This window comes from Pseudomonas sp. H3_A02 (genome assembly GCF_054671965.1).
The window spans coordinates 6,312,955-6,336,757 of the sequence record NZ_CP162807.1; the positions used below are offsets into that span (position 1 = coordinate 6,312,955).

20 protein-coding genes are annotated in these 23,803 nt (G+C 63.0%); 15 read left to right on the forward strand and 5 right to left on the reverse strand.

Going from position 1 to position 23,803, the window contains the following annotated elements; translation table 11 throughout:
• Nucleotides 1–176: 176 nt before the first annotated feature.
• The 4 genes from AB4N80_RS27765 to edd all read right to left on the reverse strand — a co-directional run bounded on the left by AB4N80_RS27765 (nucleotide 177) and on the right by edd (nucleotide 5,331).
• Nucleotides 177–1,646, reverse strand: coding sequence for an ATP-binding protein (locus AB4N80_RS27765; RefSeq protein ID WP_122566846.1), 1,470 nt, complete (start codon nucleotides 1,644–1,646; stop codon nucleotides 177–179).
• Nucleotides 1,636–2,367 carry a response regulator gene (locus AB4N80_RS27770; RefSeq protein WP_460079910.1) on the reverse strand — a complete coding sequence of 244 codons (732 nt, stop codon included), beginning with the start codon at nucleotides 2,365–2,367 and terminating at the stop codon, nucleotides 1,636–1,638. The genes AB4N80_RS27765 and AB4N80_RS27770 overlap by 11 nt, the downstream gene beginning before the upstream one ends.
• Before the next feature lie 181 nt (nucleotides 2,368–2,548).
• Nucleotides 2,549–3,508, reverse strand: a complete 960-nt coding sequence (locus AB4N80_RS27775) for a glucokinase (RefSeq protein ID WP_460079913.1) — start codon at nucleotides 3,506–3,508, stop codon at nucleotides 2,549–2,551.
• Nucleotides 3,505–5,331 (reverse strand): phosphogluconate dehydratase, encoded by a 1,827-nt coding sequence (gene edd / locus AB4N80_RS27780; RefSeq protein ID WP_122566850.1) that lies wholly within the window; start codon nucleotides 5,329–5,331, stop codon nucleotides 3,505–3,507. The genes AB4N80_RS27775 and edd overlap by 4 nt, the downstream gene beginning before the upstream one ends.
• Before the next feature lie 230 nt (nucleotides 5,332–5,561).
• On the opposite strand from edd, the gene gap reads away from it, so the two are divergent.
• The 13 genes from gap (at nucleotide 5,562) to AB4N80_RS27845 (ending at nucleotide 19,861) form a co-directional block, all read left to right on the forward strand.
• Entirely contained in the window at nucleotides 5,562–6,563 is a 1,002-nt protein-coding gene (gene gap, locus AB4N80_RS27785; protein WP_003184623.1) for a type I glyceraldehyde-3-phosphate dehydrogenase, read from the forward strand.
• A 200-nt stretch (nucleotides 6,564–6,763) separates the two neighbouring features.
• Nucleotides 6,764–7,270, forward strand: coding sequence for an RNA polymerase sigma factor (locus AB4N80_RS27790; protein WP_354336277.1), 507 nt, complete (start codon nucleotides 6,764–6,766; stop codon nucleotides 7,268–7,270).
• A 99-nt stretch (nucleotides 7,271–7,369) separates the two neighbouring features.
• The gene (locus AB4N80_RS27795) at nucleotides 7,370–8,326 is read left to right on the forward strand and encodes a FecR family protein (protein WP_305470022.1); all 957 of its coding nucleotides are present in this window, start codon (nucleotides 7,370–7,372) and stop codon (nucleotides 8,324–8,326) included.
• 118 nt (nucleotides 8,327–8,444) lie between these two features.
• The gene (locus AB4N80_RS27800) at nucleotides 8,445–11,039 is read left to right on the forward strand and encodes a TonB-dependent receptor (RefSeq protein ID WP_122566853.1); all 2,595 of its coding nucleotides are present in this window, start codon (nucleotides 8,445–8,447) and stop codon (nucleotides 11,037–11,039) included.
• Nucleotides 11,040–11,205: 166 nt separating this feature from the next.
• Complete coding sequence (locus AB4N80_RS27805) at nucleotides 11,206–11,796, forward strand: biliverdin-producing heme oxygenase (RefSeq protein WP_460079922.1); 591 nt, start codon at nucleotides 11,206–11,208, stop codon at nucleotides 11,794–11,796.
• Between the two features lie 177 nt (nucleotides 11,797–11,973).
• The gene (locus AB4N80_RS27810) at nucleotides 11,974–12,417 is read left to right on the forward strand and encodes a YbaN family protein (protein WP_122566855.1); all 444 of its coding nucleotides are present in this window, start codon (nucleotides 11,974–11,976) and stop codon (nucleotides 12,415–12,417) included.
• Nucleotides 12,418–12,451: 34 nt separating this feature from the next.
• On the forward strand, nucleotides 12,452–13,798 hold the full coding sequence (locus AB4N80_RS27815; protein WP_460079926.1) for a CoA transferase: 1,347 nt from the start codon (nucleotides 12,452–12,454) through the stop codon (nucleotides 13,796–13,798).
• A 242-nt stretch (nucleotides 13,799–14,040) separates the two neighbouring features.
• Complete coding sequence (gene arcD / locus AB4N80_RS27820) at nucleotides 14,041–15,468, forward strand: arginine-ornithine antiporter (protein ID WP_305470018.1); 1,428 nt, start codon at nucleotides 14,041–14,043, stop codon at nucleotides 15,466–15,468.
• A gap of 31 nt (nucleotides 15,469–15,499) precedes the next feature.
• Nucleotides 15,500–16,756, forward strand: a complete 1,257-nt coding sequence (arcA, locus tag AB4N80_RS27825) for an arginine deiminase (protein WP_122566858.1) — start codon at nucleotides 15,500–15,502, stop codon at nucleotides 16,754–16,756.
• An 84-nt stretch (nucleotides 16,757–16,840) separates the two neighbouring features.
• Nucleotides 16,841–17,851: an ornithine carbamoyltransferase gene (locus AB4N80_RS27830; protein WP_122566859.1), complete on the forward strand. Its 1,011-nt coding sequence runs from the start codon at nucleotides 16,841–16,843 to the stop codon at nucleotides 17,849–17,851.
• 196 nt (nucleotides 17,852–18,047) lie between these two features.
• Nucleotides 18,048–18,977: a carbamate kinase gene (gene arcC / locus AB4N80_RS27835; RefSeq protein WP_122566860.1), complete on the forward strand. Its 930-nt coding sequence runs from the start codon at nucleotides 18,048–18,050 to the stop codon at nucleotides 18,975–18,977.
• Between the two features lie 65 nt (nucleotides 18,978–19,042).
• Complete coding sequence (locus AB4N80_RS27840) at nucleotides 19,043–19,402, forward strand: DUF5064 family protein (protein ID WP_122566861.1); 360 nt, start codon at nucleotides 19,043–19,045, stop codon at nucleotides 19,400–19,402.
• A gap of 282 nt (nucleotides 19,403–19,684) precedes the next feature.
• Nucleotides 19,685–19,861 carry a hypothetical protein gene (locus AB4N80_RS27845; RefSeq protein WP_163006774.1) on the forward strand — a complete coding sequence of 59 codons (177 nt, stop codon included), beginning with the start codon at nucleotides 19,685–19,687 and terminating at the stop codon, nucleotides 19,859–19,861.
• A 7-nt stretch (nucleotides 19,862–19,868) separates the two neighbouring features.
• Here AB4N80_RS27845 and AB4N80_RS27850 read toward each other — a convergent pair whose 3' ends face one another.
• Nucleotides 19,869–20,762 (reverse strand): helix-turn-helix domain-containing protein, encoded by an 894-nt coding sequence (locus tag AB4N80_RS27850; protein ID WP_122566862.1) that lies wholly within the window; start codon nucleotides 20,760–20,762, stop codon nucleotides 19,869–19,871.
• A gap of 175 nt (nucleotides 20,763–20,937) precedes the next feature.
• On the opposite strand from AB4N80_RS27850, the gene pobA reads away from it, so the two are divergent.
• Nucleotides 20,938–22,128 (forward strand): 4-hydroxybenzoate 3-monooxygenase, encoded by a 1,191-nt coding sequence (gene pobA / locus AB4N80_RS27855; protein ID WP_122566863.1) that lies wholly within the window; start codon nucleotides 20,938–20,940, stop codon nucleotides 22,126–22,128.
• 69 nt (nucleotides 22,129–22,197) lie between these two features.
• Nucleotides 22,198–23,715, forward strand: a complete 1,518-nt coding sequence (locus AB4N80_RS27860; protein WP_305482868.1) for an MDR family MFS transporter — start codon at nucleotides 22,198–22,200, stop codon at nucleotides 23,713–23,715.
• Nucleotides 23,716–23,803: the final 88 nt, after the last annotated feature.

The following is a 23,803-nucleotide window of genomic DNA, read 5'->3' on the forward strand; positions in this document are numbered from 1 at the left end:
GGGCGGCAGGTAACGAAAGGGGCGAGTTATGTCACCGACTTGTGACATTTACCTGGGAGATGAGGTGAGGCTACTGGCGCCATCGCGAGCAAGCTCGCTCCCACACTGGGTCTGCGGCGTTCACAAAACTCCTGTGGGAGCGAGCTTGCTCGCGATGAACGATAACGCGGTCTGAATCAATCCACACTGCGCGGCAACTGCAACGTCACTCGCAACCCACCCTCGCGCAGGTTCTGCAGGCTCACTTCACCCCCATGGCTGTGGGCGATGTTGCGGGCGATGCCCAGACCCAGGCCGTAGCCCTGCTGCTGCCCGGCCAAGCGGAAGTGTGGTTCGAAGACTTGCTCCAAGCGCTGTTCCGGCACACCGGGGCCTTCATCGTCGACGTGCAGGATGAACGCGGCTTCATCGTCATCGATGTGCAGATGGGCGTTCTGTCCGTATTTCAAGGCGTTGTCGATCAGGTTGCCGATGCAGCGCTTGAGGGCCAGCGGTTTGCCGGGATACGGCGCCAGCGCCCGGCCATCCTGGGTCACCCGACCGTTGCCGTTGGGCGCCAGGTACGGCTCGACCAGGCAATCGAGCACATGGTTGAGGTCCACCGGCTCAATGTTTTCGTGGATGTCGGTGTCCTTGACGCATTGCAACGCACCTTTGACCAGCAGCTCCAGCTCATCCAGGTCACGGCCGAACTTGGCTTGCAGGTTTTCGTCTTCCAACAGCTCGACCCGCAGCCGCAACCGGGTGATCGGTGTGCGCAAGTCGTGAGAGATCGCACTGAACAACTGGCTGCGCTCCGTCAGGTAACGGCTGATGCGCTCGCGCATGGCATTGAAGGCTCGCCCCACTTCCACCACTTCGCTGCCACCGCCCTCGGCCACCGGTTCCACTTCGGCACCCAGGGACATGTCCCGCGCGGCCCGGGCCAGACGCTTGAGAGGCCGGCTCTGCCAGTGCACCAGCAAACCGATGAACAGCAACAACAGGCTGCTGGTGAGCAGGATGAAACCGACCTGTTGCTTGGGCAGGCTCTGTTCTTCGAGGCTGGTGTAGGGCTCAGGGAGCAGCGAGGCGATGTACAGCCACTCGCCCGGCGCCATCTGGATCTGCGTGACCAGCACTGGCGGGTTCACCGGTTCGAGGGTCAAGGCGTAGTGGGCCCACGAACGGGGCAGTTCGTCGAGCTTGAGTCCGGCGTTGAAAATCCGCAGGTCATCGGGGCTGACAAACTGCACGGAGATGTCGGTGCTACTGCCCAGGGATTGGCGCAGCACCTCGTCCACCGCCTTGAGCACCGCCAGCTTGCGCGGCGTGACCGGCAACACGTCCATGCCCAGGGGTTTGTCATTGAGGGTGACGACAAACCGCGTGCCGCCCATGCTGCGCAACTGATCGAGCACCAGCGGCCGGTAAGCCACCGGCAGCGAACGCAAATAACTGACGCTGGCGTTCATCGAATGGGCAAGGCTGCGGGCACTGGTGATCAGGCCTTCGAGCTGGGTGGCGCGCAATTGCGAGACCCAGATCACGCTGGACAGGGTCTGGGCGAACAACACCACCAGCAAGGTCAGCAACAGCATCCGGCCCAGCAACGAGCGCGGTACCGGTACCCGCCGGACGATTTTCCTGATCCAGTCAATGCCCATTGCTGGCAATCACACTGGCCGCCAGTTGGTAACCGCTGCCCCGCACCGTGCGAATCAGCCGCGGCGGCTTGTCGGTGTCACGCAGGCGTTGGCGCAGGCGACTGACCGCCATGTCGACGATCCGGTCCAGGGGCATCAATTCACGGCCACGGGTCGCATTGCCGATGGTGTCGCGGTCGAGGATTTCCTGGGGATGGTCGAGAAACAACTTGAGCAGGGCGAAGTCGGCACCGGAGAGAATCACTTCTTCACCGTCGGTGTGAAAAAGCCGATGGCTGACCATGTCCAGCCGCCATTCATCGAAGGCCAGCACTTCACCGCCGGAACGTTCCTGGCCGAATTGCGCCCGGCGCAGCAGCGCCTTGATGCGCGCCTGCAACTCACGCGGGCTGAAGGGCTTGCCCAGGTAATCATCGGCGCCCAACTCCAGGCCGATGACCCGGTCGGCCTCGTCGGAACTGGCGGTGAGCATGATGATCGGCACATGGGCCTGGCGGGGGTGCCGGCGAACCCAGCGGCAAAGGCTGAAGCCATCTTCATCGGGCAGCATCACATCGAGGATCACCAGGTCGCTCGGCGCATCGTTAAACGCCTGGCGAAACCCGGCGCCGTCGGGCGTGGTGCGCACCTGGAACCCCGCACGGCTGAGGTAGGTGTCCAGCAGTTCGCGAATCTCCTGGTCGTCGTCGACCAACAAAATCGATTTGTTTACTGAACTCACGGGCCTCGTCCTTGTTGTTTGGATTGGGGCGATTATGCCTGATGGATGAGGACTACAAACACCGCTAAACCACTGTGGGAGCGGGCTTGCTCGCGAAGGCGGCGTGTCATTCAACATTTTCGTTGTCTGACACACCGCCTTCGCGAGCAAGCCCGCTCCCACAGGAGACCACATTTCAACTTTAAACGGGGGTCGATTGCTCCAACGCCACGCCCGCGCCCATCAGGCCGGAGTATGGCGCGGTCACCAGCCAGACCGGAATGCCCTTGAAGTAATCGCTCATGCAACCCTTGTCGGCGAAGCAACGGGCGAAACCGCTTTCGAGGAAGAAATCGGCAAAGCGCGGGACCACGCCACCGACGATGTAGACGCCGCCGCGCCCACCCAACGTCAACACATTGTTGCCGGCCACGCGCCCCAACCAGCGGCAGAACTGCTCGAGCACTTCCAGGGCGATGGGGTCGCCAGCCAGGCCGGCCGCGGTGATGGATTCGGGGGTATCGAGCACCGGCACATGGCCGTCCACGGCGCAAATGGCCCGGTACACCCGCGGCAAACCGCTGCCACTGAGGGCGGTCTCGGCGCTGACGTGGCCAATTTCATTGTAGATGTGCTGCCACAGCTGGGTTTCCCGTGGGCTGCTCATGGGCAGGTCGACATGGCCGCCCTCCCCCGGCAGCGCGGCGAAGCGGCCCTCGCCCAGGTCCAGCAGCGTCCCGACGCCCAGCCCGGTGCCCGGCCCGATCACCACCGCCGGCCGCATCGGCTCCGGGGTGCCTTCGCAGACGACCCGGTATTCATCGGAACGCAAGCGGGTCATGCCCAGGGCCATGGCCGAGAAGTCATTGACCAGCAGCAGCTTCTCGACCTCCAGGGTCTTGCAGAACGCCAGGTTGCTGAGGCGCCAGTGATTGTTGGTGAAACGAAACTCATCGCCGCTCACCGGGCCGGCCACCGACAGGCACACAGAACCGATGGCGCCCGGCTTCAGGCCCATGCCGCTCAGGTACACCTGGATGGCATCTTCCGGGCAGGCGTAGTCCGCCGTTGCCAGCACCTGAATGTTTTCCAGGGTGTGGTTTTTCCACAGCGCGAAGCGTGCGTTGGTCCCACCGATATCACCGACCAAAGCCAGTTTCAATTAAGCGTCTCCAGGGCAGAAGTGAAGGCGCTGGCGCCCTGCTCCGCCGAGCTGAAGGCCATGCGCATGAAACCGAACAGCTCGCGGCCGGTGCCGATGTTGTTACCCAACAGGCCCTTGGCCGGCGTGCGCGCGGCGAATTCCTCGGCGTCCACCTTCAACTCCAAGGTGCCTTTGACGCCATCGACGCGGATGATATCGCCCTCCTGCACCCGGGCCAACGCGCCGCCGACATAAGCTTCGGGGCTGACATGAATGGCCGCCGGGATTTTCCCCGACGCACCGGACATGCGCCCGTCGGTCACCAGCGCCACTTTGAAGCCACGGTCCTGCAACACACCGAGGAATGGCGTCATCTTGTGCAGCTCCGGCATGCCGTTGGAGCGCGGGCCCTGGAAGCGCATCACTGCGACAAAATCTTTTTCCAGCAGGCCGGCCTTGAACGCGTCCGCCAGGTCCTGTTGATCCTGGAAGACCATGGCCGGTGCTTCGACAATCTGGTTTTCCAAGGCCACGGCCGAGACCTTCATCACCCCACGGCCCAGGTTGCCTTCCATCACTCGCAACCCACCTTCTGGCGAGAAGGCGCGAGCCACCGGGCGCAAAATGTTTTCGTCGAGGCTTTCGATCGGGCCGTCGCGCCACACCAGCTCGCCATCCTCGAGGAACGGTTCCTGGGTGTAGCGGCTCAGGCCGTGACCGAGCACGGTGTTGACGTTTTCATGAAGCAAACCGGCTTCCAGCAACTCACGGATCAGGAACGACATGCCGCCCGCCGCCTGGAAGTGGTTGATGTCGGCCTTGCCGTTCGGGTAGACGTGGCTCAGGGTCGGCACCACCTCGGAGAGGTCGGCCATGTCCTGCCAGGTCAGCTGGATGCCTGCCGCCATGGCGATGGCCGGCATGTGCAGCGTGTGGTTGGTGGAGCCGCCGGTGGCGTGCAGTGCGACGATGGAATTGACCAGCGAGCGCTCATCGACGATCTCACCGATCGGCATGAAGTTGCCGCTTTGCTTGGTCATGCGCGTGACCTGGAACGCCGCTTCACGGGTCAGGGCATCGCGCAACGGCGTGTTCGGGTTGACGAACGAAGCGCCAGGCAGGTGCAGGCCCATCACTTCCATCAGCAACTGGTTGGTGTTGGCGGTGCCGTAGAAGGTGCAGGTGCCGGGGCTGTGGTAGGACTTCATCTCCGATTCCAGCAGCTCTTCGCGGGTGGCCTTGCCTTCGGCGTAGCGCTGGCGCACGTCGGCTTTTTCCTTGTTGGAAATGCCCGAGACCATCGGCCCACCTGGCACGAAGATCGTCGGCAAGTGACCGAAGCGCAGCGCGCCCATCATCAGGCCCGGGACGATCTTGTCGCAGATGCCGAGCATGAGCGCGCCGTCGAACATGTTGTGGGACAGCGCCACCGCCGTGGAGAGCGCGATCACTTCGCGGCTCGGCAGACTCAGTTCCATCCCCGCCTCGCCCTGGGTCACGCCGTCGCACATCGCCGGCGTGCCACCGGCGAACTGGCCGACCGAGCCGATCTCGCGCAGGGCTTTCTTGATCTGTTCCGGGAAGGTTTCGTAGGGCTGGTGGGCCGAGAGCATGTCGTTATAGGACGACACGATGGCGATGTTGGCGGCGTTCATCATCCGCAGGTGGTGTTTGTCTTCGGTGCCGCAACCGGCCACGCCGTGAGCGAAGTTGGCGCACTGCAGCTTGCCGCGCATCGGGCCGTCGCTGGCAGCACCACGGATCAATGCAAGGTAAGCCTCACGCGTGGCGCGGCTGCGGGCGATAAGCCGTTCGGTGACCTCAAGAACGCGGGGATGCATGTGTAGAACTCCAGGCTAACGGGTGTGGCGACCTGATTGTCTATGCTGGTCAAAAGCCCGCCGCACGCTGTGTGGAAGGCGAGGCGACAGACGGTTTTTGACCATTCGGACCAGTTGATTCAGGTCACTCGTTGTAGATAAAACAAAATATTGCCACTAAAAAGGCTTGTTTTCTATTTTTATGCGAATAATCTTGTAATTCCAACAACAAATCGACGGCGGCGCAGTTAATGACTCTTCGAATCGCAATCAATGGTTTTGGCCGCATCGGCCGCAACGTCCTCCGTGCACTGTATACCCAAGGCTATCGTCGCGACCTGCAGATCGTCGCCATCAACGACCTGGGTGACAGTGCCATCAATGCCCATCTGCTCAAGTTCGACACCGTGCATGGCACTTTCGATGCGGACGTGCAGCACGACCACGAAAGCCTGACGGTCAATGGCGACCGCATCTCGGTCAGCGCCATCCGCAACCCGGCCGAACTGCCTTGGGCGGCCGAGAAGATCGACGTCGTGTTCGAATGCACCGGCCTGTTTACCGACCGTGCCAAGGCCGCCGCGCACATCAGCGCCGGCGCCCGCAAGGTGATCATCTCGGCCCCGGCCAAGGGCGCCGATGCCACCGTCGTGTACGGCGTGAACCACGATATCCTGCGCCAGTCCCACCAGATCATCTCCAACGCGTCGTGCACCACCAACTGCCTGGCCCCGGTGGCCCAGGTGCTGCACCGCGAGCTGGGTATCGAAAGTGGCCTGATGACCACGATCCACGCCTACACCAACGACCAGAACCTGACCGACGTCTACCACAGCGACCCGTACCGCGCCCGTTCGGCCACCCAGAACATGATCCCGAGCAAGACCGGCGCCGCCGAAGCGGTGGGCCTGGTGCTGCCGGAACTGGCCGGCAAGCTGACCGGCATGGCGGTGCGCGTACCGGTGATCAACGTGTCCCTGGTCGACCTCACCGTGCAGCTCAAGCGCGAAGCGTCGGCCGAAGAAGTCAACGAGCTGCTGCGCCATGCCAGCCAGCATTCGAAGATCCTCGGCTACAACACCCTGCCGCTGGTCTCCAGCGACTTCAACCACAACCCGCTGTCGTCGATCTTCGACGCCAACCACACCAAGGCCAGCGGCAAGCTGCTCAAGGTACTGGCCTGGTATGACAACGAATGGGGCTTCTCCAACCGCATGCTGGATAACTGCCTGGCGTTGTGTAACGCCGAGTAACCGGACACGGTAGATAGGCTTTTTGTGGGAGCGGGCTTGCTCGCGAAAGCGGAGTGTCAGTCGATAAAAAGTTGGCTGATCCACCGCTTTCGCGAGCAAGCCCGCTCCCGCAGGGTGACAGGGGACCGATGAAATGAAGGCTTGACCCGCCCTGTAGATGATAAGCATTATCATCAACTCGAACCGGATCGGGCCCTACCGTGAGTCAATCGCGCTTTCATCACGTCTTCCTCGCCCAGCGCACGCCGCTGCTGCGCACCCTCGAGCGCATGGTCAGCAACCCCAGTACCGCCGAAGACCTGCTTCAGGAAACCTACCTGCGCGTCACCCGCGCATTGGCCGAACGCACGGTCGAGCACCTTGAACCCTTTGTGTTCCAGACCGCCCGTAACCTGGCGCTGGACCATCTGCGTGCCCGACGCATCCAGTCTCGAACCCTGCTGGATGACGTACCGCTGGAAGTCGTCCATAACGTCGCCGCTCCCCAGAGCAGTGCCGAGGACGCCGCCCATGCCCAACAACTGCTCGAGCGCCTGGACGTCAGCCTGCAGGCCCTGAGCCCGCGACAACAGCAGATTTTCATCCTCAGCCGCCTGCATGGCCACAGTTACCAGGCAATCGCCGAACGGCTGGGCGTGTCCCTGAGCACGGTGCAAAAGGAACTCAAACTGATCATGGCGATCTGTGTGGGACAGCTGCAGCGATAAGATTCGAGCTGCAAGCTGCAAGTTGTATGCGGGCTTGTGCTTGCGACTTGAAGCTTGAAGCTTGTAACTTGCCGCTGAACCGAGGAACGAGAACCCACCGTGACGGACACCCCCCCTTCTCCTGCGCCGACGCCGGAAACCGCCCATGCCATGGAGCAGGCGCTGGACTGGCTGATCCTGCTGGACAGCCCCAGCGAGGAACAGACGCGGCAGTTCCAGGCCTGGCTGGCGGCCGATCCACGTCACGGCGAGGCGTTCGCTCGGGCCCAGGCGATCTGGAACGGCCCGCAGGTGCTGGAGGGTGCCCGCCGACTTGCAACCGCACCCAAGGTCACCGCGCTGTCGCGCCTGCGCGCCCACTGGAAACCCCTGGCCACCGCCGCGGTAGTGTTCCTCGGCCTGTTCAACTTCAGCGACCTGCCCCTGCATTTCCAGGCCGATCACCTGACGGTGGTCGGTGAGCGCCAGCGCTTGCAATTGGAGGACGGTTCCAAGGTCCTGCTCAACACCGACTCGGCCTTCTCCAGCACGTTCAGCGAACAACGGCACGTGGCCCACTTGTACAAGGGCGAGGCCTTCTTCGAAGTGCCGGGCAACCGCACCCTGCCGCTGGAAATCGACGCCGGCCCGGTCACCGCCAGCGTCAGCGACACCACGTTCGCCGTGCGTTACCTCGACGGCGTGGCCCAGGTCCAGGTGCAGCGCGGCGATGTGGACTTGCGGGCCAACCGCAACGACACCCATGTACGGTTGTCGGCCGGCGAAAGTATCCGCATCGGCCCCAACGGCTTCGACCGCCCGGCCCGGCTCGATGCCAACACGGACCTGGCCTGGGTCCAGGGGCGGCTGGTGTTTGAGAATCGGCCGCTGAGCCAGGTACTGGCCGAGCTGCGCCGCTACTACCCCGGCTGGATCATCAACAGTAACGAACAGTTGGCCAATGTCGCGGTGACCGGCAATTACCGCCTCGATCAGCCGTTGGACGTGGTTCGCTCCCTGGCCCATATCACCTCGGCGCGGCTCCAGGAATTCCCGGCGCTGGTGATCTTGAACTAAATGAGAATTATTTTTACTCGATAGGCTCCGCTGGTTCGTCTCGTTATAGCCAATGCAATTGATTCGCATCCAGCGATGCGATCTGCACCTATAACAGATGCGACACGGAGCGCTATCGATGTCCTCTCGCCTTACTTGCCGGTTTCTTGCCCCCTCTTGCACGCTGTCACTGCTCACCGCCGCCATCCTGATGGCCGGCACCGCGCCGCTCGCCCTGGCCGCCAATACCGTACAACCCGCTGCCCGCAACATGGGCGACTACACCTTTGCCATCGCCCGGCAGCCCTTGGTCTCGGCCTTGAATGCATTCACCGCGGTCACCGGCTGGCAAGTCGGCATGCCAGCGGAACTGGCCGAAGGCGTCGCGTCGCCAGGGGTGAACGGCTCGCTGCCGCCGGAAAAAGCCCTGGAACGCCTGCTGGTGGGGACCCACCTGGACTACCGCAAGCTGGGCGACAACAGCATCGTCCTGGAAAGGCGCAGCAGCGGCAGCGCGATGGAGCTGCAGCAGGTGACCATCAGCGCCACCCGCCAGGAGCAAGACATCACCAGCGTCCCGAGCACGGTCACCGTCCACGACCGCCAGGAACTGGACCGCAACAACGTCAATACCCTCAAAGACCTGGTGCGCTATGAACCGGGCGTGTCGGTGGGCGGTGCGGGCCAACGCGGCGGCATCAGCGGCTATAACATTCGCGGCATCGACGGCAACCGGATCCTGACCCAGGTCGACGGCGTGGAAGTACCCGGCGATTTCTTCAACGGCCCCTACGCCAAGACCCAGCGCAATTACGTCGACCCGGAAATCATCAAGCGCGTGGAAATCCTCCGCGGCCCGGCCTCGGTGCTGTACGGCAGCAATGCCATCGGCGGTGCCGTGAGCTACTTCACCCTCGATCCGGACGACATCATCAAGCCGGGCGAGGACGTTGGCGCGCGGCTGAAGACCGGCTACAGCTCCGCCGACGAGAGCTGGCTCAAGTCCGCCACCGTCGCCGGTCGCAGCGGCCCCTTCGACGGCCTGCTCCACTACAGCCAGCGCGACGGTCACGAAACCCAATCCTACGGCAGCCACAACAGCACCGGCCTGGACCGCACCGCCGCCAACCCGCAAGACGTGCGCGCCAACAACGTGCTGGCCAAGCTCGGCTGGAACTACAGCGATGATGCACGCCTTGGCCTGGTCTACGAGAAATACAAGGACGACCGCGACAGCGACCTGAAAAGCGCCTACGGCGGCCCCTACGCCAACGGCCAGCCGGCGATCCCCGACTTTGTATTGCCCGGCGGCATGTACCAGTGGCGCACCGGCAACGACACCATCACCCGCGAGCGTTTCGGCCTGGAGCACCGCTTCGCCCTCGACAGCCTGCTGGCCGACCACGTCAAATGGAGCCTCAACCATCAGGTCGCCAAGACCGACCAGAGCACCGCCGAGTTTTACTTCCCGATCACCCGCCAGGTCCTGCGTACCCGGGATACCCTCTACGAAGAAAAGCAGTGGGTCTTCGATGCGCAACTGGACAAGGCCTTCAGCGTCGCCGACACCGATCACGCGCTGACCTACGGCACCACCATCAAGCAACAGAAAGTCACCGGCTCGCGCAGCGGCAATGGCGTGTGCCTGGCGGTCGGCGCCGGTTGCTCCGCGGTGGGCGCCATCAGCACCCGGGACGTGCTGGCAAAGGTCAGTGATTTCCCGGACCCGACCATCAACACCTACAGCCTGTTCGCCCAGGACCAGATCAGCTGGGAGCGCTGGACCTTCACGCCGGGCCTGCGCTACGACTACACCCAGCTCAAGCCGCACCTGACTCAGGAATTCCTCAACGCTGTGGACCCTACCGGCGGCGGTAACGTCAGCGGCAAGAACAAGACCTGGCATCGCGTCTCACCCAAGTTCGGCCTGACCTATGCCCTGAGCGACGAGTACACCTGGTACGGCCAGTACGCCGAAGGCTTCCGCACACCGACCGCCAAGGCCTTGTATGGCCGCTTCGAAAACCCCGACGCCGGCTACAGCGTCGAGCCCAACCCAGATCTGGAACCGGAAAAAAGCAAAAGCTATGAGACGGGGCTCAAGGGCCGTTTCGATTCCGGTTCGTTCGACGTGGCGGTGTTCTACAACAAGTACCGCGATTTCATCAACGAGGACGCCATCACCCCCGGCGCCAACCAGTTGACCTTCCAGAGCAACAACATCAAGCACGCCACCATCAAGGGCGCCGAAGTCAAGGGACGCCTGGACCTGGACGTGCTGGGGGCGCCGAAAGGCCTCTATACCCAAGGCTCAGTGGCCTACCTCTACGGGCGAAACAACGACACGGGCGAACCGCTCAACAGCGTCAACCCGCTGACCGGCGTGTTCGGCCTGGGCTACGACCAGGAGCAGTTCGGCACCTTGCTCAGTTGGACCCTGGTCAAGAAAAAAGACCGCGTCGACGACAGCAACTTCAACTCGCCCGATGGCGTGAGCAGCCAGTTCAAGACGCCAGGCTTCGGCATCCTCGATCTGACGGGTTTCTACAAGGTGACCCGCGACGTGACCGTCAGCGGCGGTCTCTACAACCTCACCGACAAGAAGTACTGGCTGTGGGATGACGTGCGCGGCTACGACAGTGTTGGCGAAGCGGCGGTGCTGAACCCCGCCAACCTCGATCGCCTGACGGCGCCTGGGCGTAACTTCGCGGTGAACCTGATCTGGGATATCTGACTCGGTTGCCCAGGCAAAACAGACACCTTTGGCGAGGAGAGACATGTGGGAGCAAGGCTTGCCCGCGATGAAGGCGATGCGGTCTTTCCAGAGATCGTGGCGTCTGTTTCGCGAGCAAGCTTTGCTCCCCCCCCTCGCCACACGTTCTCATTCGAAGGAATTTTTCATGACCATCCAACGCCCCGCTTCCCGTTCCCAACGCCTGAACCAGATCACCCACGAGCCCCACAGCAAGCTCGACGCGCTGGTCAAGGCCCACGCCCCGTTCGAAACCCCGGCCAGCTTCGCCCGTTTCGTCGTCGCCCAGTACCTGTTCCAGTCGGAACTGGTGGCGCTGTACAACGACGCCGAGCTGTCCGCCCTGATCCCCGACCTGCCGGCCCGATGCCGGGCCGACGCAGCCAAGGCGGATCTCGCCGACCTGGACACCGAAGTCCCCGCGCCGGTAGCCGGTGCGGTGAACAACCCGACCCAGGCCGAAGCCCTGGGCTGGCTGTTCGTCTCAGAAGGTTCCAAGCTCGGCGCCGCGTTCCTGATCAAGCGTGCCGTGGGCCTGGGGCTGAGCGAAACCTTCGGCGCCCGCCATTTGGCGGAACCTGCCGGCGGACGCGCCGAAGGCTGGAAAACCTTCACCCGCACCCTCGACGGCCTGGCCTTTACCGAACAGCAGGAAGCCGAGGCGGACAAAGGCGCGCTGGACGCATTCAATCGCTTTACCGTGTTGCTGGAACAGGCCTATGCGGCCGAGTTGGCCTGACGGTCCGCCTCCCACTGGGATTTATGGTGGATACATATTGCTGCCCCCCCCAGGAACCCGTGTGGGAGCGAGCTTGCTCGCGATGACGCCAGACCAGTCGCTCTTCATGCGCCTGACACACCGCTATCGCGAGCAAGCTCGCTCCCACAGGGGAAAGTGCATGTCGGATAGAAATACATGAGCCGCACACCCTCAAAACTCACCCAATGGCTCTTCGCCCTGCTCGCCTACACCAGCCTGGCCATCGGCCTGGTCGCCATCGTCGTGCCCGGCCTGCCGACCACCGAGTTCATCCTGCTGGCCGCCTGGGCCGCGACCCGCAGCTCACCGCGCCTGAGCGCCTGGCTGGAGAACCATCGGCTATTCGGGCCGATGTTGCACAACTGGCGCAACGGCAAGGTCATCCCCCGCCAGGCCAAGGTCGGCGCCACCGCCAGCATGCTGCTCTGCGCAGGATTGATGCTAGTGATGCTCGACCACGGCTGGCCGGTTTACCTGGCGCTCGCTGGCATGGGCCTGGGCAACCTGTGGATCTGGTTGCGACCGGAACAGGTGCAAGGCAATTGTGGCGAGGGAGCTTGCTCCCGCTGGGCCGCCAAGCGGCCCCCAACGGATTTTTGAACTATGATCGCCCTCTCGTACTGGAGGGCTTTCGATGGCAGATCTGCTCACGTCCATGCAAGCCGCACTCGGCTTGCCCACGACCCCAATCACCTTCAGCGGTGAAGGCGCCCTGCCCTCGGCCTTCGCCGTCACGGAGTTGGCCAGCGCCAGCATCGCCGCGGCCGGCCAGGCGACCGCCGCGCTCATCCACCAGCAAACCGGCCGCCGGCCACCCATCGAAGTCGACCGGCGCCTGGCGTCGTTCTGGTTCTCCACGTCCCTGCGCCCCATCGGCTGGAGCGTGCCGCCAATGTGGGACGCGGTGGCCGGCGACTACGCCAGCGCCGACGGCTGGATTCGCCTGCACACCAACGCACCGCATCATCGCCTGGCCGCGGAAAAGGTCCTCGGCACCTGCACCGACCGCGCCGACATGGCGGCCAGGGTGGCCCGCTGGAACAAGGCCGAGCTGGAACAGGCCGTGGTCGACGCCGGCGGTTGCGCCGCCGAGATGCGTTCGTGGCAGGCCTGGCAAACCCACCCTCAGGGCCTGGCGGTCAATGCCGAGCCGCTGGTGCACCTGAGTGAAACGACTGCGGAGCAGCGCAAACCCTGGCTCGGCGCCGTGACTCAGCCGCTGGCGGGCCTCAAGGTCCTGGACCTGACCCGCGTGCTGGCCGGCCCCATCGCCAGCCGTTTCCTCGCCGGCCTGGGGGCCGACGTGCTGCGCATCGATCCGCCAACCTGGAACGAGCCCGGTGTGGTCCCGGAAGTGACCCTGGGCAAACGCTGCGCCCGCCTCGACTTGCATCGGGCCGATGATCGCGCAGCGTTCGAGGCACTGCTCAAGGACACCGACATCCTCCTGCACGGCTACCGTGCCGATGCCCTGGAACACCTGGGCTATGGTGCCGAGCAACGCCGGCAACTGGCCCCGGGCCTGATCGACGTCAGCCTCAATGCCTACGGCTGGAGCGGCCCGTGGCAGAACCGTCGCGGCTTCGACAGCCTGGTGCAAATGAGCAGCGGCATTGCCGAAGCCGGCATGGCTTGGAAACACAGCGACAAGCCGACGCCGCTGCCGGTGCAGGCGCTGGATCATGGCACCGGCTATCTGCTGGCGGCCAGTGTCCTGGTGCTGTTGACCCGGCGCCTGGAAAGCGGCCACGGCGGCTCGGCCCGCTTGTCACTGGCGCGCACGGCGAAGCTGTTGATCGAGCGTGGGGCCGCAAGCGAGGCCGGGTTGCGACCTGAAGACGAGAGCGACCAGGGACTCCTGGTGGAGCAGACACCCTGGGGCCCGGCGCATCGATTGCAGGTACCGCTGAAAATTTCCGCAACGCCGTTGCAGTGGGCCTTGCCAGCCGCCGAGCTCGGGGCTCATCGCGCGCAGTGGTGACCGTTCAATCGCTATCGCGAGCAAGCTCGCTCCCACAGTGGATCTGCAGCGGAAACTTATTTGTGTACAACGCCAACCCCTTGTGGGAGCGAGCTTGCTCGCGATAGCGGCCCACCCGTCGCCAAATTGTCTGCGCCATTGCGAGCGAGCTCGCGTCCACAGGTTACCTGACCCAGATCAGCTGCCGACCGTTCGAATCGACTTAGGCTGGTGACTCTCTTCCCTCGCATGGGAGTCATGCAATGTCTGATACCCCCGGAAAACTTCGACTGGGTGCGCTGGTCGCCCTGGTAGTGGGTTCAATGATCGGTGGCGGGATTTTCTCCCTACCCCAGAACATGGCCGCCAGTGCCGATGTCGGCGCCGTGCTGATCGGCTGGGCCATCACCGCTGTCGGCATGCTGACCCTGGCCTTCGTGTTCCAGACCCTGGCCAACCGCAAGCCCGACCTGGACGGCGGCGTGTATGCCTACGCCAAGGCCGGGTTCGGCGACTACATGGGCTTTTCGTCGGCCTGGGGCTACTGGATCAGCGCCTGGCTGGGCAACGTCGGTTACTTCGTGTTGCTGTTCAGCACCTTGGGCTACTTCTTCCCGATCTTTGGCGAAGGCAATACCGTCGCAGCGGTGATCGGCGCCTCGGTGTTGTTGTGGGCAGTGCATTGGCTGGTGCTGCGCGGCATCAAGGAAGCCGCGTTCATCAACCTGGTGACCACCGTGGCCAAGATCGTACCGCTGGTACTGTTCGTGCTGATCGCGGTGTTCGCCTTCAAGCTCGATATCTTCACCGCCGACATCTGGGGCCTGAAAAATCCGGACCTGGGCAGCGTGATGACCCAAGTGCGGCGCATGATGCTGGTCACCGTGTGGGTGTTCATCGGCATTGAGGGCGCGAGTATTTTTTCCGCCCGCGCCGAGAAACGCAGCGACGTCGGCAAGGCCACCGTGATCGGCTTCATCACCGTGTTGCTGTTCCTGGTGCTGGTGAACGTGCTGTCCCTGGGCATCATGACCCAGCCGGAATTGGCGAAGTTGCAGAACCCGTCCATGGCCGCCGTGCTGGAGCATGTCGTGGGGCATTGGGGCGCGGTGCTGATCAGCGTCGGCCTGGTGATTTCGCTGCTCGGCGCCCTGCTGTCCTGGGTGCTGCTGTGCGCCGAGATCATGTTCGCCGCCGCCAAGGACCACACCATGCCCGAGTTCCTGCGTCGGGAGAACGCCAACCACGTACCGGCCAATGCCCTGTGGCTGACCAACGCGATGGTCCAGCTGTTCCTGATCATCACCCTGTTCTCGGCCAGCACTTACCTGTCACTGATCTACCTCGCCACCTCGATGATCCTGGTGCCGTACCTGTGGTCGGCGGCCTACGCCGTGCTGCTGGCGGTGCGCGGCGAGACCTATGAAAACGCCCTGGCCGAGCGCCGCAAGGACCTGCTCATCGGCGCCATCGCCCTGATCTACGCGGTGTGGCTGCTATATGCCGGCGGGATCAAGTACCTGCTGCTCTCCGCCCTGCTCTATGCCCCCGGCGCGATTCTGTTCGCCAAGGCCAAGCACGAGTTGGGCAAACCGATTTTTACCGCTGTCGAGAAGCTGATTTTCGCCGCAGTGATCGCAGGCGCCCTGGTGGCGGCCTACGGGCTCTACGACGGCTTCCTGACCTTGTAGTTGGCTGATTGTTTTAACGGGAGGATGTGTAATGACCACGGAAAAAGTGAAGTACGGCGTTCATTCCGAAGCCGGAAAATTACGTAAAGTCATGGTCTGTTCCCCAGGCCTGGCCCACCAACGGCTGACCCCGAACAACTGCGACGAGCTGCTGTTCGATGACGTCATCTGGGTCAACCAGGCCAAGCGTGACCATTTCGATTTCGTCACCAAGATGCGCGAGCGGGACATCGACGTGCTGGAAATGCACAACCTGCTGACCGACATCGTCGCCATCCCCGAAGCCTTGGACTGGATCCTGCAGCGCAAGATCACCGCCAATTCGGTGGGCCTGGGCCTGGTGAATGAAGTCGGTTCGTGGCTGCGCAGCCTGGAACCGCGCCATATCGCCGAATTTCTGATCGGCGGCGTCTCGGCCGATGACCTGCCGGACAGCTTCGGTGGCAAGACCATCCAGATGTTCCGCGACTTCCTCGGGCACTCCAGTTTCATCCTGCCGCCGCTGCCCAACACCCAGTTCACCCGCGACACCACGTGCTGGATCTACGGCGGCGTGACCCTGAACCCGATGTACTGGCCGGCGCGGCGCCAGGAAACCCTGCTGGCCAGCGCCATCTATAAATTCCACCCCGAGTTCACCCAGGCGGATTTCCAGGTCTGGTACGGCGACCCGGACCAGGAACATGGCAACGCCACCCTCGAAGGCGGCGACGTGATGCCCATTGGCAACGGCGTGGTGCTGATCGGCATGGGCGAACGCTCGTCCCGCCAGGCCATCGGCCAGTTGGCGCTGAACCTGTTCAAGCACAAGGCCGTGGAGCGGGTGATCGTCGCCGGCCTGCCGAAATCCCGGGCCGCCATGCACCTGGACACCGTGTTCAGCTTCTGCGACCGCGATCTGGTCACGGTTTTCCCGGAAGTGGTGAGCCAGATTGTCGCCTTCTCCCTGCGCCCTGACGAGAGCAAGCCCGGCGGCATCGATGTGCGCCGCGAAGAAGGCAGCTTCCTCGACACCGTAGCCTCGGCCCTCAAGCTGCCGGCATTGCGGGTGGTGGAAACCGGTGGCAACAGCTTCGCCGCCGAACGCGAGCAATGGGACGACGGCAACAACGTGGTGGCCCTGGAACCGGGCGTGGTGATCGGCTACGACCGCAACACCTACACCAACACCCTGCTGCGCAAGGCCGGCGTGGAAGTCATCACCATCAGCGCCAGCGAGCTGGGCCGTGGCCGGGGCGGTGGTCATTGCATGACCTGTCCGATCATCCGCGACCCGATCGATTACTGACCTTTGAGCCTGGGCCGGCAACGCTCTCCATCCCACGGCAGAGACCGGCCCCGGGGATAACCTACACCTGAGGAGATCCACATCATGGCGTTCAATATGCGCAACCGCAGCCTGCTGAGTCTGATGCACCACACCCCTCGCGAGCTGCATTACTTGCTGGACCTGTCCCGCGACCTCAAGCGTGCCAAATACACCGGCACCGAGCGTCCACACCTGCAAGGCAAAAACATCGCGCTGATCTTCGAGAAAACCTCGACCCGCACCCGCTGCGCCTTCGAAGTCGCGGCCCATGACCAAGGCGCCCACGTCACCTACATCGACCCGGTGTCGTCGCAGATCGGCCACAAGGAAAGCATGAAAGACACCGCCCGGGTCCTGGGGCGGATGTTCGACGCCATCGAATACCGTGGCTTCGAACAGGAGATCGTCGAGGAACTGGCCAAGTTCGCCGGGGTGCCGGTGTTCAACGGCCTGACCGCCGAATTCCACCCCACCCAAATGATCGCCGACACCCTGACCATGCGCGAACACAGCGACAAGCCGCTGCATGACATCAGCTACGCCTACTTGGGCGATGCCCGCTACAACATGGGCAATTCGCTGCTGATGATCGGCGCCAAACTGGGCATGGACGTACGCATCGGCGCACCGAAAGCCCTGTGGCCGCACCAGGACTTCATCGACCAGTGCCAGGCCTTCGCTGCCGAAAGTGGCGCACGCATCACCATCACCGAAGACCCGAAGGAAGCGGTCAAGGGCGTGGACTTCATCCACACCGATATCTGGGTGTCCATGGGTGAACCGGTGGAAGCCTGGGATGAACGCATCGAGCAATTGCTGCCCTACCAGGTCAACGCGCAAATGATGAAAGCCTCGGGTAACCCGCGGGTGAAATTCATGCACTGCCTGCCAGCGTTCCATAACAGCGAAACCAAGGTCGGCAAAGACATCGCCGCCCGTTATCCGAACCTGGCCAACGGCGTGGAAGTGACCGAGGAGGTATTCGAGTCCCCGGCCAACATCGCCTTCGAGCAGGCGGAGAATCGCATGCACACCATCAAGGCAATCCTGGTGGCGGCGTTGGCGGATATCTAGAACCCAACGCAGCTTGCTCTCTGTAGAAGCAGATCTCTGGGGGTAAGGTCTGTGGGAGTAAGGCTTGCCCGCGATGGCATCGCCTCGGTCCATCAGTTACACCGAGGTGCTTGCATCGCGGGCAAGCCTTGCTCCCACAGGCCAGCTTCCACAGGGGGAACTGCGTTGTTCGACCCATTTTTGAAAGGACAGCACCATGCGCATCGTCGTTGCCCTGGGCGGTAACGCCCTCCTGCGTCGGGGTGAACCCCTGACCGCGGCCAATCAACGCAGCAACATCCGCACCGCGACCGAACAGATCGCCAAGATCCACCCCGGCAATCAACTGGTCATCGCCCACGGCAACGGCCCGCAGGTCGGCCTGCTGTCGTTGCAGGCGGCGGCCTACACCTCGGTCACGCCGTATCCGCTGGACGTGCTCGGCGCCGAAACCGAAGGCATGATCGGCTACATCATCGAACAGGAACTGGGCAATCTGCTGGACTTCGAAGTTCCCTTCGCCACGCTGCTGACCCAGGTCGAAGTGGATGGCAACGACCCGGCCTTCCAGAACCCCACCAAGCCTATCGGCCCGGTCTACAGCCAGGAGGAGGCGCAGAAACTGGCCGCTGAAAAAGGCTGGACCATCGCCCCCGACGGCGACAAGTTTCGTCGCGTGGTCGCAAGCCCCAGGCCCAAGCGCATCTTTGAGATCCGCCCGATCAAATGGCTGCTGGAAAAAGGCAGCATCGTGATTTGCGCCGGCGGAGGCGGCATTCCGACGATGTACGACGCCGACGGCAAGCTGCAAGGCGTGGAAGCGGTGATCGACAAGGACCTGTGCTCGGCGCTGTTGGCCGAACAGCTGGAAAGCGATCTGCTGGTGATCGCCACCGACGTCAACGCCACGTTCATCGACTTCGGCAAACCGACCCAGAAAGCCATCGCCCAGGCCCACCCCGACGAAATGGACCGCCTCGGCTTCGCCGCCGGCTCCATGGGGCCGAAGGTGCAGGCCGCCTGCGAATTCGCGCGCAACACGGGCAAGGTCGCGGTGATCGGTTCGCTGTCGGACATCGATGCTATCGTCCAGGGCACTGCCGGCACGCGCATCAGCACGTCGACACCCGGCATCGCTTATCGATAGCAGGAAACTTGCAGGGCGGATCCGGGGTCTGTCCTACACCCATGCCTTCGAAGGAGAGTCGTTTTATGGCCATGTTCGAACCCGGTCACCTGCACATGGAGCGCCATGCGCTGAACAAGGATGATTTCAGCTACAACCTGTGCATCGACTACAAGGTTGAGCAGGACCCCAGGGAGGGCGCAGGCATGTCGTTCCGGGTGCATGGCACGGTGGAAGACAAGACCTTGGACAAGACGTTCTTCCTGGCCAAGGACCAGGCCTTCGACTTCGCCCGCCATGCCACGCGTATCGCCCAGCAGTACGGCTTGCCCAAGACCGCCAGCATCGGCTCGATGCACAAGTACTACGACGAAATGTTCGAAGACGTGCGCAAGCAACTGGACGTCAAGCCAGGGGATCCGATGAAGCCTGAACATCTGGCGTAATCGATCCCAAAGCCCCCTATCCCCTGTTTGTGGGAGCAGACCTGTGGGAGCAAGGCTTGCCCGCGATGACATCGCCTCGGTCTATCAGTTACACCGAGGTGTTTGCATCGCAGGCAAGCCTTGCTCCCACAGGTCTTGCTCCCGCAGGTCTACTCCCACCAACAGGGGGTTATCAGTGTTCTGAATATCGGGCTAAATGCAACACTTGCCTGGCTGGCAACCCGCCACGGCTGACCTATGCTCAATGTAGTACCCCCGGGTATTCGTTCAGAGGTCACCGCCATGAACATCAAAATAAAAAGACGCCTCGCCATTTTCGTCACCTGCGCCGCCACGCTTGCGCTGTATGGCACTGCGGCCTACCGGGTCGAGCAGGCCAGGCAACTGCCCCGTGAACACGCCAGTTGCAACTTCGAACGCTGCATCCCCCACAGCGCGACCCTGAACGCCCTGCGCTGAGGCGTGGTCAGTCGTCCTGTTGATCGGTCTTGAGCCGGTCCCGGAACGCCTTGGGCGAGATGCCGACGCGGCGGCGGAACAGCCGGGTGAAGTTGGTCGGGTCGGAAAACCCGAGCAGTTCGGAAATCTCGTAGATGGTCATGCCGGTGTAGGTCAGCAGGCGCTTGGCTTCCAGCAACTGGCGCTCATGCATGATCTGCAACGCCGGTTGCCCCGCCAGTTCCCGGCAGGTGCCGTTGAGGTGGGACACGGAAATACCCAGGCGATGGGCCAAATCTTCGACCTTGACGTGCTCGCGATAGGTTTCTTCCACCAACTGAATGAAGCCGTTGAGGTATTCCCGGGCCCGTTGCGGGCGCTGGGCCTGGGTGTGTCGCTGCATCACCTGGCGGCTGACCCAGACCATGATCACGCTGACCAGCGCATGCATCAGCATCTCCCGGGCCGGCTGATGCCCCATGTATTCATTCTGCAAGGCGCTGAACAAGCTATTGAGGTACTCGGCATTCTCAAGGGCCGGGTAGCTTTCGGCCTGGGCCAGCACATTGACCGCATGCCCCAGTTGCGCTTGCAGGTGCGTGACCAGCGGTGCCGCCAGCGTCACCACATAACCTTCCACATCCTCGGAAAAACGAAAGCCATGGACCGACAGCGGCGGCAGGATCTGCACGGCCGGCTCGGTGAGCTGCGTGCGCCGGCCTTCGATTTCCAGTTCTGCCTGGCCCTTGAAGACAAACAACAACTGACACAGATCGGCGTGCCGATGGGGTTTGATTTCCCATTGATGCTCGCGACTGCGCTTGGAGATGGTTTCGCAGTGCAGCAGGTCCGGCGTCGGCCATTCCTGGCTCTCACCGTAGAGCTTGAACACCGGGATCGAAGGCAGATCAGGTTTTTTCATAACGTGGATCCGGGCCTGGGGGTGCGGGCGATAATCGCACTAATTGGCGAAAAGAACAGGTATCGGCTCAGTTTTCCCCTTCAACTGACAGGTCCGCAAGCGAAAAATGTAGGCACTCGGTCCATAACAATCAACACCGACCCTGGTCGCGTGCCTCGTGCGAGTCATAAGAACAATGAAAACCCTCAAGACCCAAGTCGCTATTATCGGCGCCGGCCCCTCTGGCCTGCTGCTCGGCCAGCTGCTGCACAACGCCGGGATCGACACTGTCATCCTCGAACGCCAGACCCCGGACTATGTACTGGGCCGCATCCGCGCCGGCGTGCTGGAGCAAGGCATGGTCGACCTGCTGCGCCAGGCCGGCGTGGGCCAACGCATGGACGCCGAAGGCCTGCCCCATGACGGCTTTGAACTGGTGCTCAACGATCGGCGGGTGCACATCGACCTCAAGGGCCTGACCGGCGGTAAAAACGTCATGGTCTACGGCCAGACTGAAGTTACCCGGGACTTGATGGCCGCCCGCGAAGCCGCCGGCGCCCGCACGCTGTACCTGGCCAGCGATGCCCAGCCCCACGACATGCAAACCGAACAGCCCTTCGTGACCTTCGAGCACGAAGGGCAAACCTGGCGCCTGGACTGCGACTACATTGCCGGTTGCGATGGTTTCCACGGCGTGGCGCGACAGTCCATTCCGGCGGAAAAACTCAAGGTCTTCGAGCGCGTCTACCCGTTTGGCTGGCTCGGCGTGCTGGCCGACACCCCGCCGGTCCACGAGGAACTGGTCTACGCTCGACACGACCGCGGTTTTGCCTTGTGCAGCATGCGCTCCAAGACCCGCACCCGTTACTACCTGCAAGTCCCCGCCGAGGAGCAAGTGGCCGACTGGCCGGACGAGCGTTTCTGGGGTGAACTGAAAAACCGCCTGCCCTTTGATCTGGCCGAAGCCCTGGTGACCGGCCCGTCCATCGAGAAAAGCATCGCGCCGCTGCGCAGCTTCGTGGTCGAACCGATGCAGTACGGGCGGATGTTCCTGGTGGGCGACGCGGCCCACATCGTCCCGCCGACCGGGGCCAAGGGGCTGAACCTGGCGGCCAGCGATGTCAGCACGCTGTTCAACATCCTGCTCAAGGTCTATCGCGACGGCCGTGTGGATTTGCTGGAGCAATATTCGGCCATCTGCCTGCGACGCGTCTGGAAAGCCGAGCGGTTTTCCTGGTGGATGACCTCGATGCTGCACCGTTTCGACGACGACGCCTTCAACCAGCGCATCAGTGAAGCGGAGCTGGAATATTTCCTCGACTCCGAGGCTGGCCGAAAAACCATTGCGGAAAATTACGTCGGGCTTCCTTACGAGGCTATCGAATAGCCGCCTACCGACTTAAACTGCGGGCTTCGTCCCATTCGCCTTTCCAGCGCGATGCCTGCAGGTTCTGCCGTGACTCAGCTCAATACGCCCCAAGCCCCGAAACCGGCCATCCGCAGCGTGCTGGTGGCCCTGATGCTGGCGATTTTCCTGGGTGCGCTGGACCAGACCATCGTCGCCGTCTCGATGCCGGCCATCTCCGCACAATTTGCCGACGTCAGCCTGCTGGCCTGGGTGATCTCCGGCTACATGGTCGCCATGACCGTGTCGGTGCCGATCTACGGCAAACTCGGTGACCTCTACGGACGCCGGCCGCTGATGCTGTTCGGCATGGGCCTGTTCACCCTGGCCTCGCTGTTCTGTGGCCTGGCGCAAAACATGGAGCAACTGGTGCTGGCGCGGATTGTCCAGGGCATCGGCGCCGGCGGAATGATTTCGGTGAGCCAGGCGATCATCGGCGACATCATCCCGCCCCGCGAGCGGGGTCGCTATCAGGGGTATTTCAGCAGCATGTACGCGGTGGCCAGCGTGGCCGGGCCGGTGCTTGGTGGCTACATGACCGAATACCTGTCGTGGCGCTGGGTGTTCTGGATCAACCTGCCGCTGGGCCTCGTGGCCTGGCGGGTGGCCCGACGCACCCTGGTGGGGCTGCCAGTGCCGCAACGCACGCCAATCATCGATTATCTGGGCACCGTGTTGCTGATCATCGGCCTGACGGCGTTGCTGCTGGGGATCACCCAAGTCGGCCAGGGCCATGCCTGGCACAGCCATGAAGTGCTGGGGTTGCTGGGTTGCGCGGGGATAGCCCTGGGGGTGTTCGCCTGGCACGAACGCCGGGCGCGAGAACCGTTGCTACCGATGCACCTGTTCGCCAACCGCAGTGCGGTGCTGTGCTGGTGCACGGTGTTCTTCACCAGTTTCCAGGCGATTTCCCTGACGGTGCTGGTGCCGTTGCGCTTCCAGAGCGTGACCGGCGCTGGTGCCGACAGTGCGGCGTTGCACTTGTTGCCGCTGGCGATAGGGCTGCCGATCGGCGCGTATTTCGCCGGCCGCCGTACCTCGGTTACGGGGCGCTACAAACCGATGATCCTGAGTGGCGCCCTGCTCTTTCCATTCGCCATCCTCGGAATGGCCTTCACGGCGCCCGACGCGTTCTGGCTCAGCAGCCTGTTCATGCTGCTCAGCGGCATCGCCTCGGGCATGCAGTTCCCCACGTCGCTGGTGGGTTCGCAGAACTCCGTGCAGCAACAGGACATCGGCGTCGCCACCAGCACCACCAACCTGTTCCGCTCCCTCGGCGGCGCGGTGGGCGTGGCCCTGATGTCGGCGTTGCTGCTGGCCTTGCTGCAGAATTCAAGCTTCGCCCAGCTCGCCGGCACGTCGCTGATCGGTGAAGGGCATGCCGGCAACGTCTTGCTGGACGGCCTCAACGCCACCCCGGGGGAAGCGCAGCATGCCTTGCGCCAGGCATTGCAGGCGACGTTCCGGGATTTGCTGTTGATCAGCGCGGCGGTGTCGTTACTGGGACTGGCGGCGGCAGTGGCGATGCCCGATCGCTTGCTGCGGGGCCGGGATGAAAAAGCTCGCTAGCCAGAATGCACAAAAAACTGTGGCGAGGGATTTGTGGGAGCAAAGCTTGCTCGCGAAACAGGCGCCTCGGTTTTCTGAAAGACCGCAT

Excerpts from the sequence above, each read along its gene's own strand:
- edd (WP_122566850.1), bottom strand. The coding sequence starts at position 5,331 with ATGCATCCCCGCGTTCTTGAGGTCACCGAACGGCTTATCGCCCGCAGC.
- AB4N80_RS27845 (WP_163006774.1), top strand. The coding sequence starts at position 19,685 with ATGAACATCAAAATAAAAAGACGCCTCGCCATTTTCGTCACCTGCGCC.
- arcC (WP_122566860.1), top strand. The coding sequence starts at position 18,048 with ATGCGCATCGTCGTTGCCCTGGGCGGTAACGCCCTCCTGCGTCGGGGT.
- AB4N80_RS27830 (WP_122566859.1), top strand. The coding sequence starts at position 16,841 with ATGGCGTTCAATATGCGCAACCGCAGCCTGCTGAGTCTGATGCACCAC.
- AB4N80_RS27810 (WP_122566855.1), top strand. The coding sequence starts at position 11,974 with ATGAGCCGCACACCCTCAAAACTCACCCAATGGCTCTTCGCCCTGCTC.
- arcA (WP_122566858.1), top strand. The coding sequence starts at position 15,500 with ATGACCACGGAAAAAGTGAAGTACGGCGTTCATTCCGAAGCCGGAAAA.
- AB4N80_RS27800 (WP_122566853.1), top strand. The coding sequence starts at position 8,445 with ATGTCCTCTCGCCTTACTTGCCGGTTTCTTGCCCCCTCTTGCACGCTG.
- AB4N80_RS27765 (WP_122566846.1), bottom strand. The coding sequence starts at position 1,646 with ATGGGCATTGACTGGATCAGGAAAATCGTCCGGCGGGTACCGGTACCG.
- gap (WP_003184623.1), top strand. The coding sequence starts at position 5,562 with ATGACTCTTCGAATCGCAATCAATGGTTTTGGCCGCATCGGCCGCAAC.
- pobA (WP_122566863.1), top strand. The coding sequence starts at position 20,938 with ATGAAAACCCTCAAGACCCAAGTCGCTATTATCGGCGCCGGCCCCTCT.
- AB4N80_RS27840 (WP_122566861.1), top strand. The coding sequence starts at position 19,043 with ATGGCCATGTTCGAACCCGGTCACCTGCACATGGAGCGCCATGCGCTG.
- AB4N80_RS27850 (WP_122566862.1), bottom strand. The coding sequence starts at position 20,762 with ATGAAAAAACCTGATCTGCCTTCGATCCCGGTGTTCAAGCTCTACGGT.
- AB4N80_RS27805 (WP_460079922.1), top strand. The coding sequence starts at position 11,206 with ATGACCATCCAACGCCCCGCTTCCCGTTCCCAACGCCTGAACCAGATC.
- arcD (WP_305470018.1), top strand. The coding sequence starts at position 14,041 with ATGTCTGATACCCCCGGAAAACTTCGACTGGGTGCGCTGGTCGCCCTG.
- AB4N80_RS27815 (WP_460079926.1), top strand. The coding sequence starts at position 12,452 with ATGGCAGATCTGCTCACGTCCATGCAAGCCGCACTCGGCTTGCCCACG.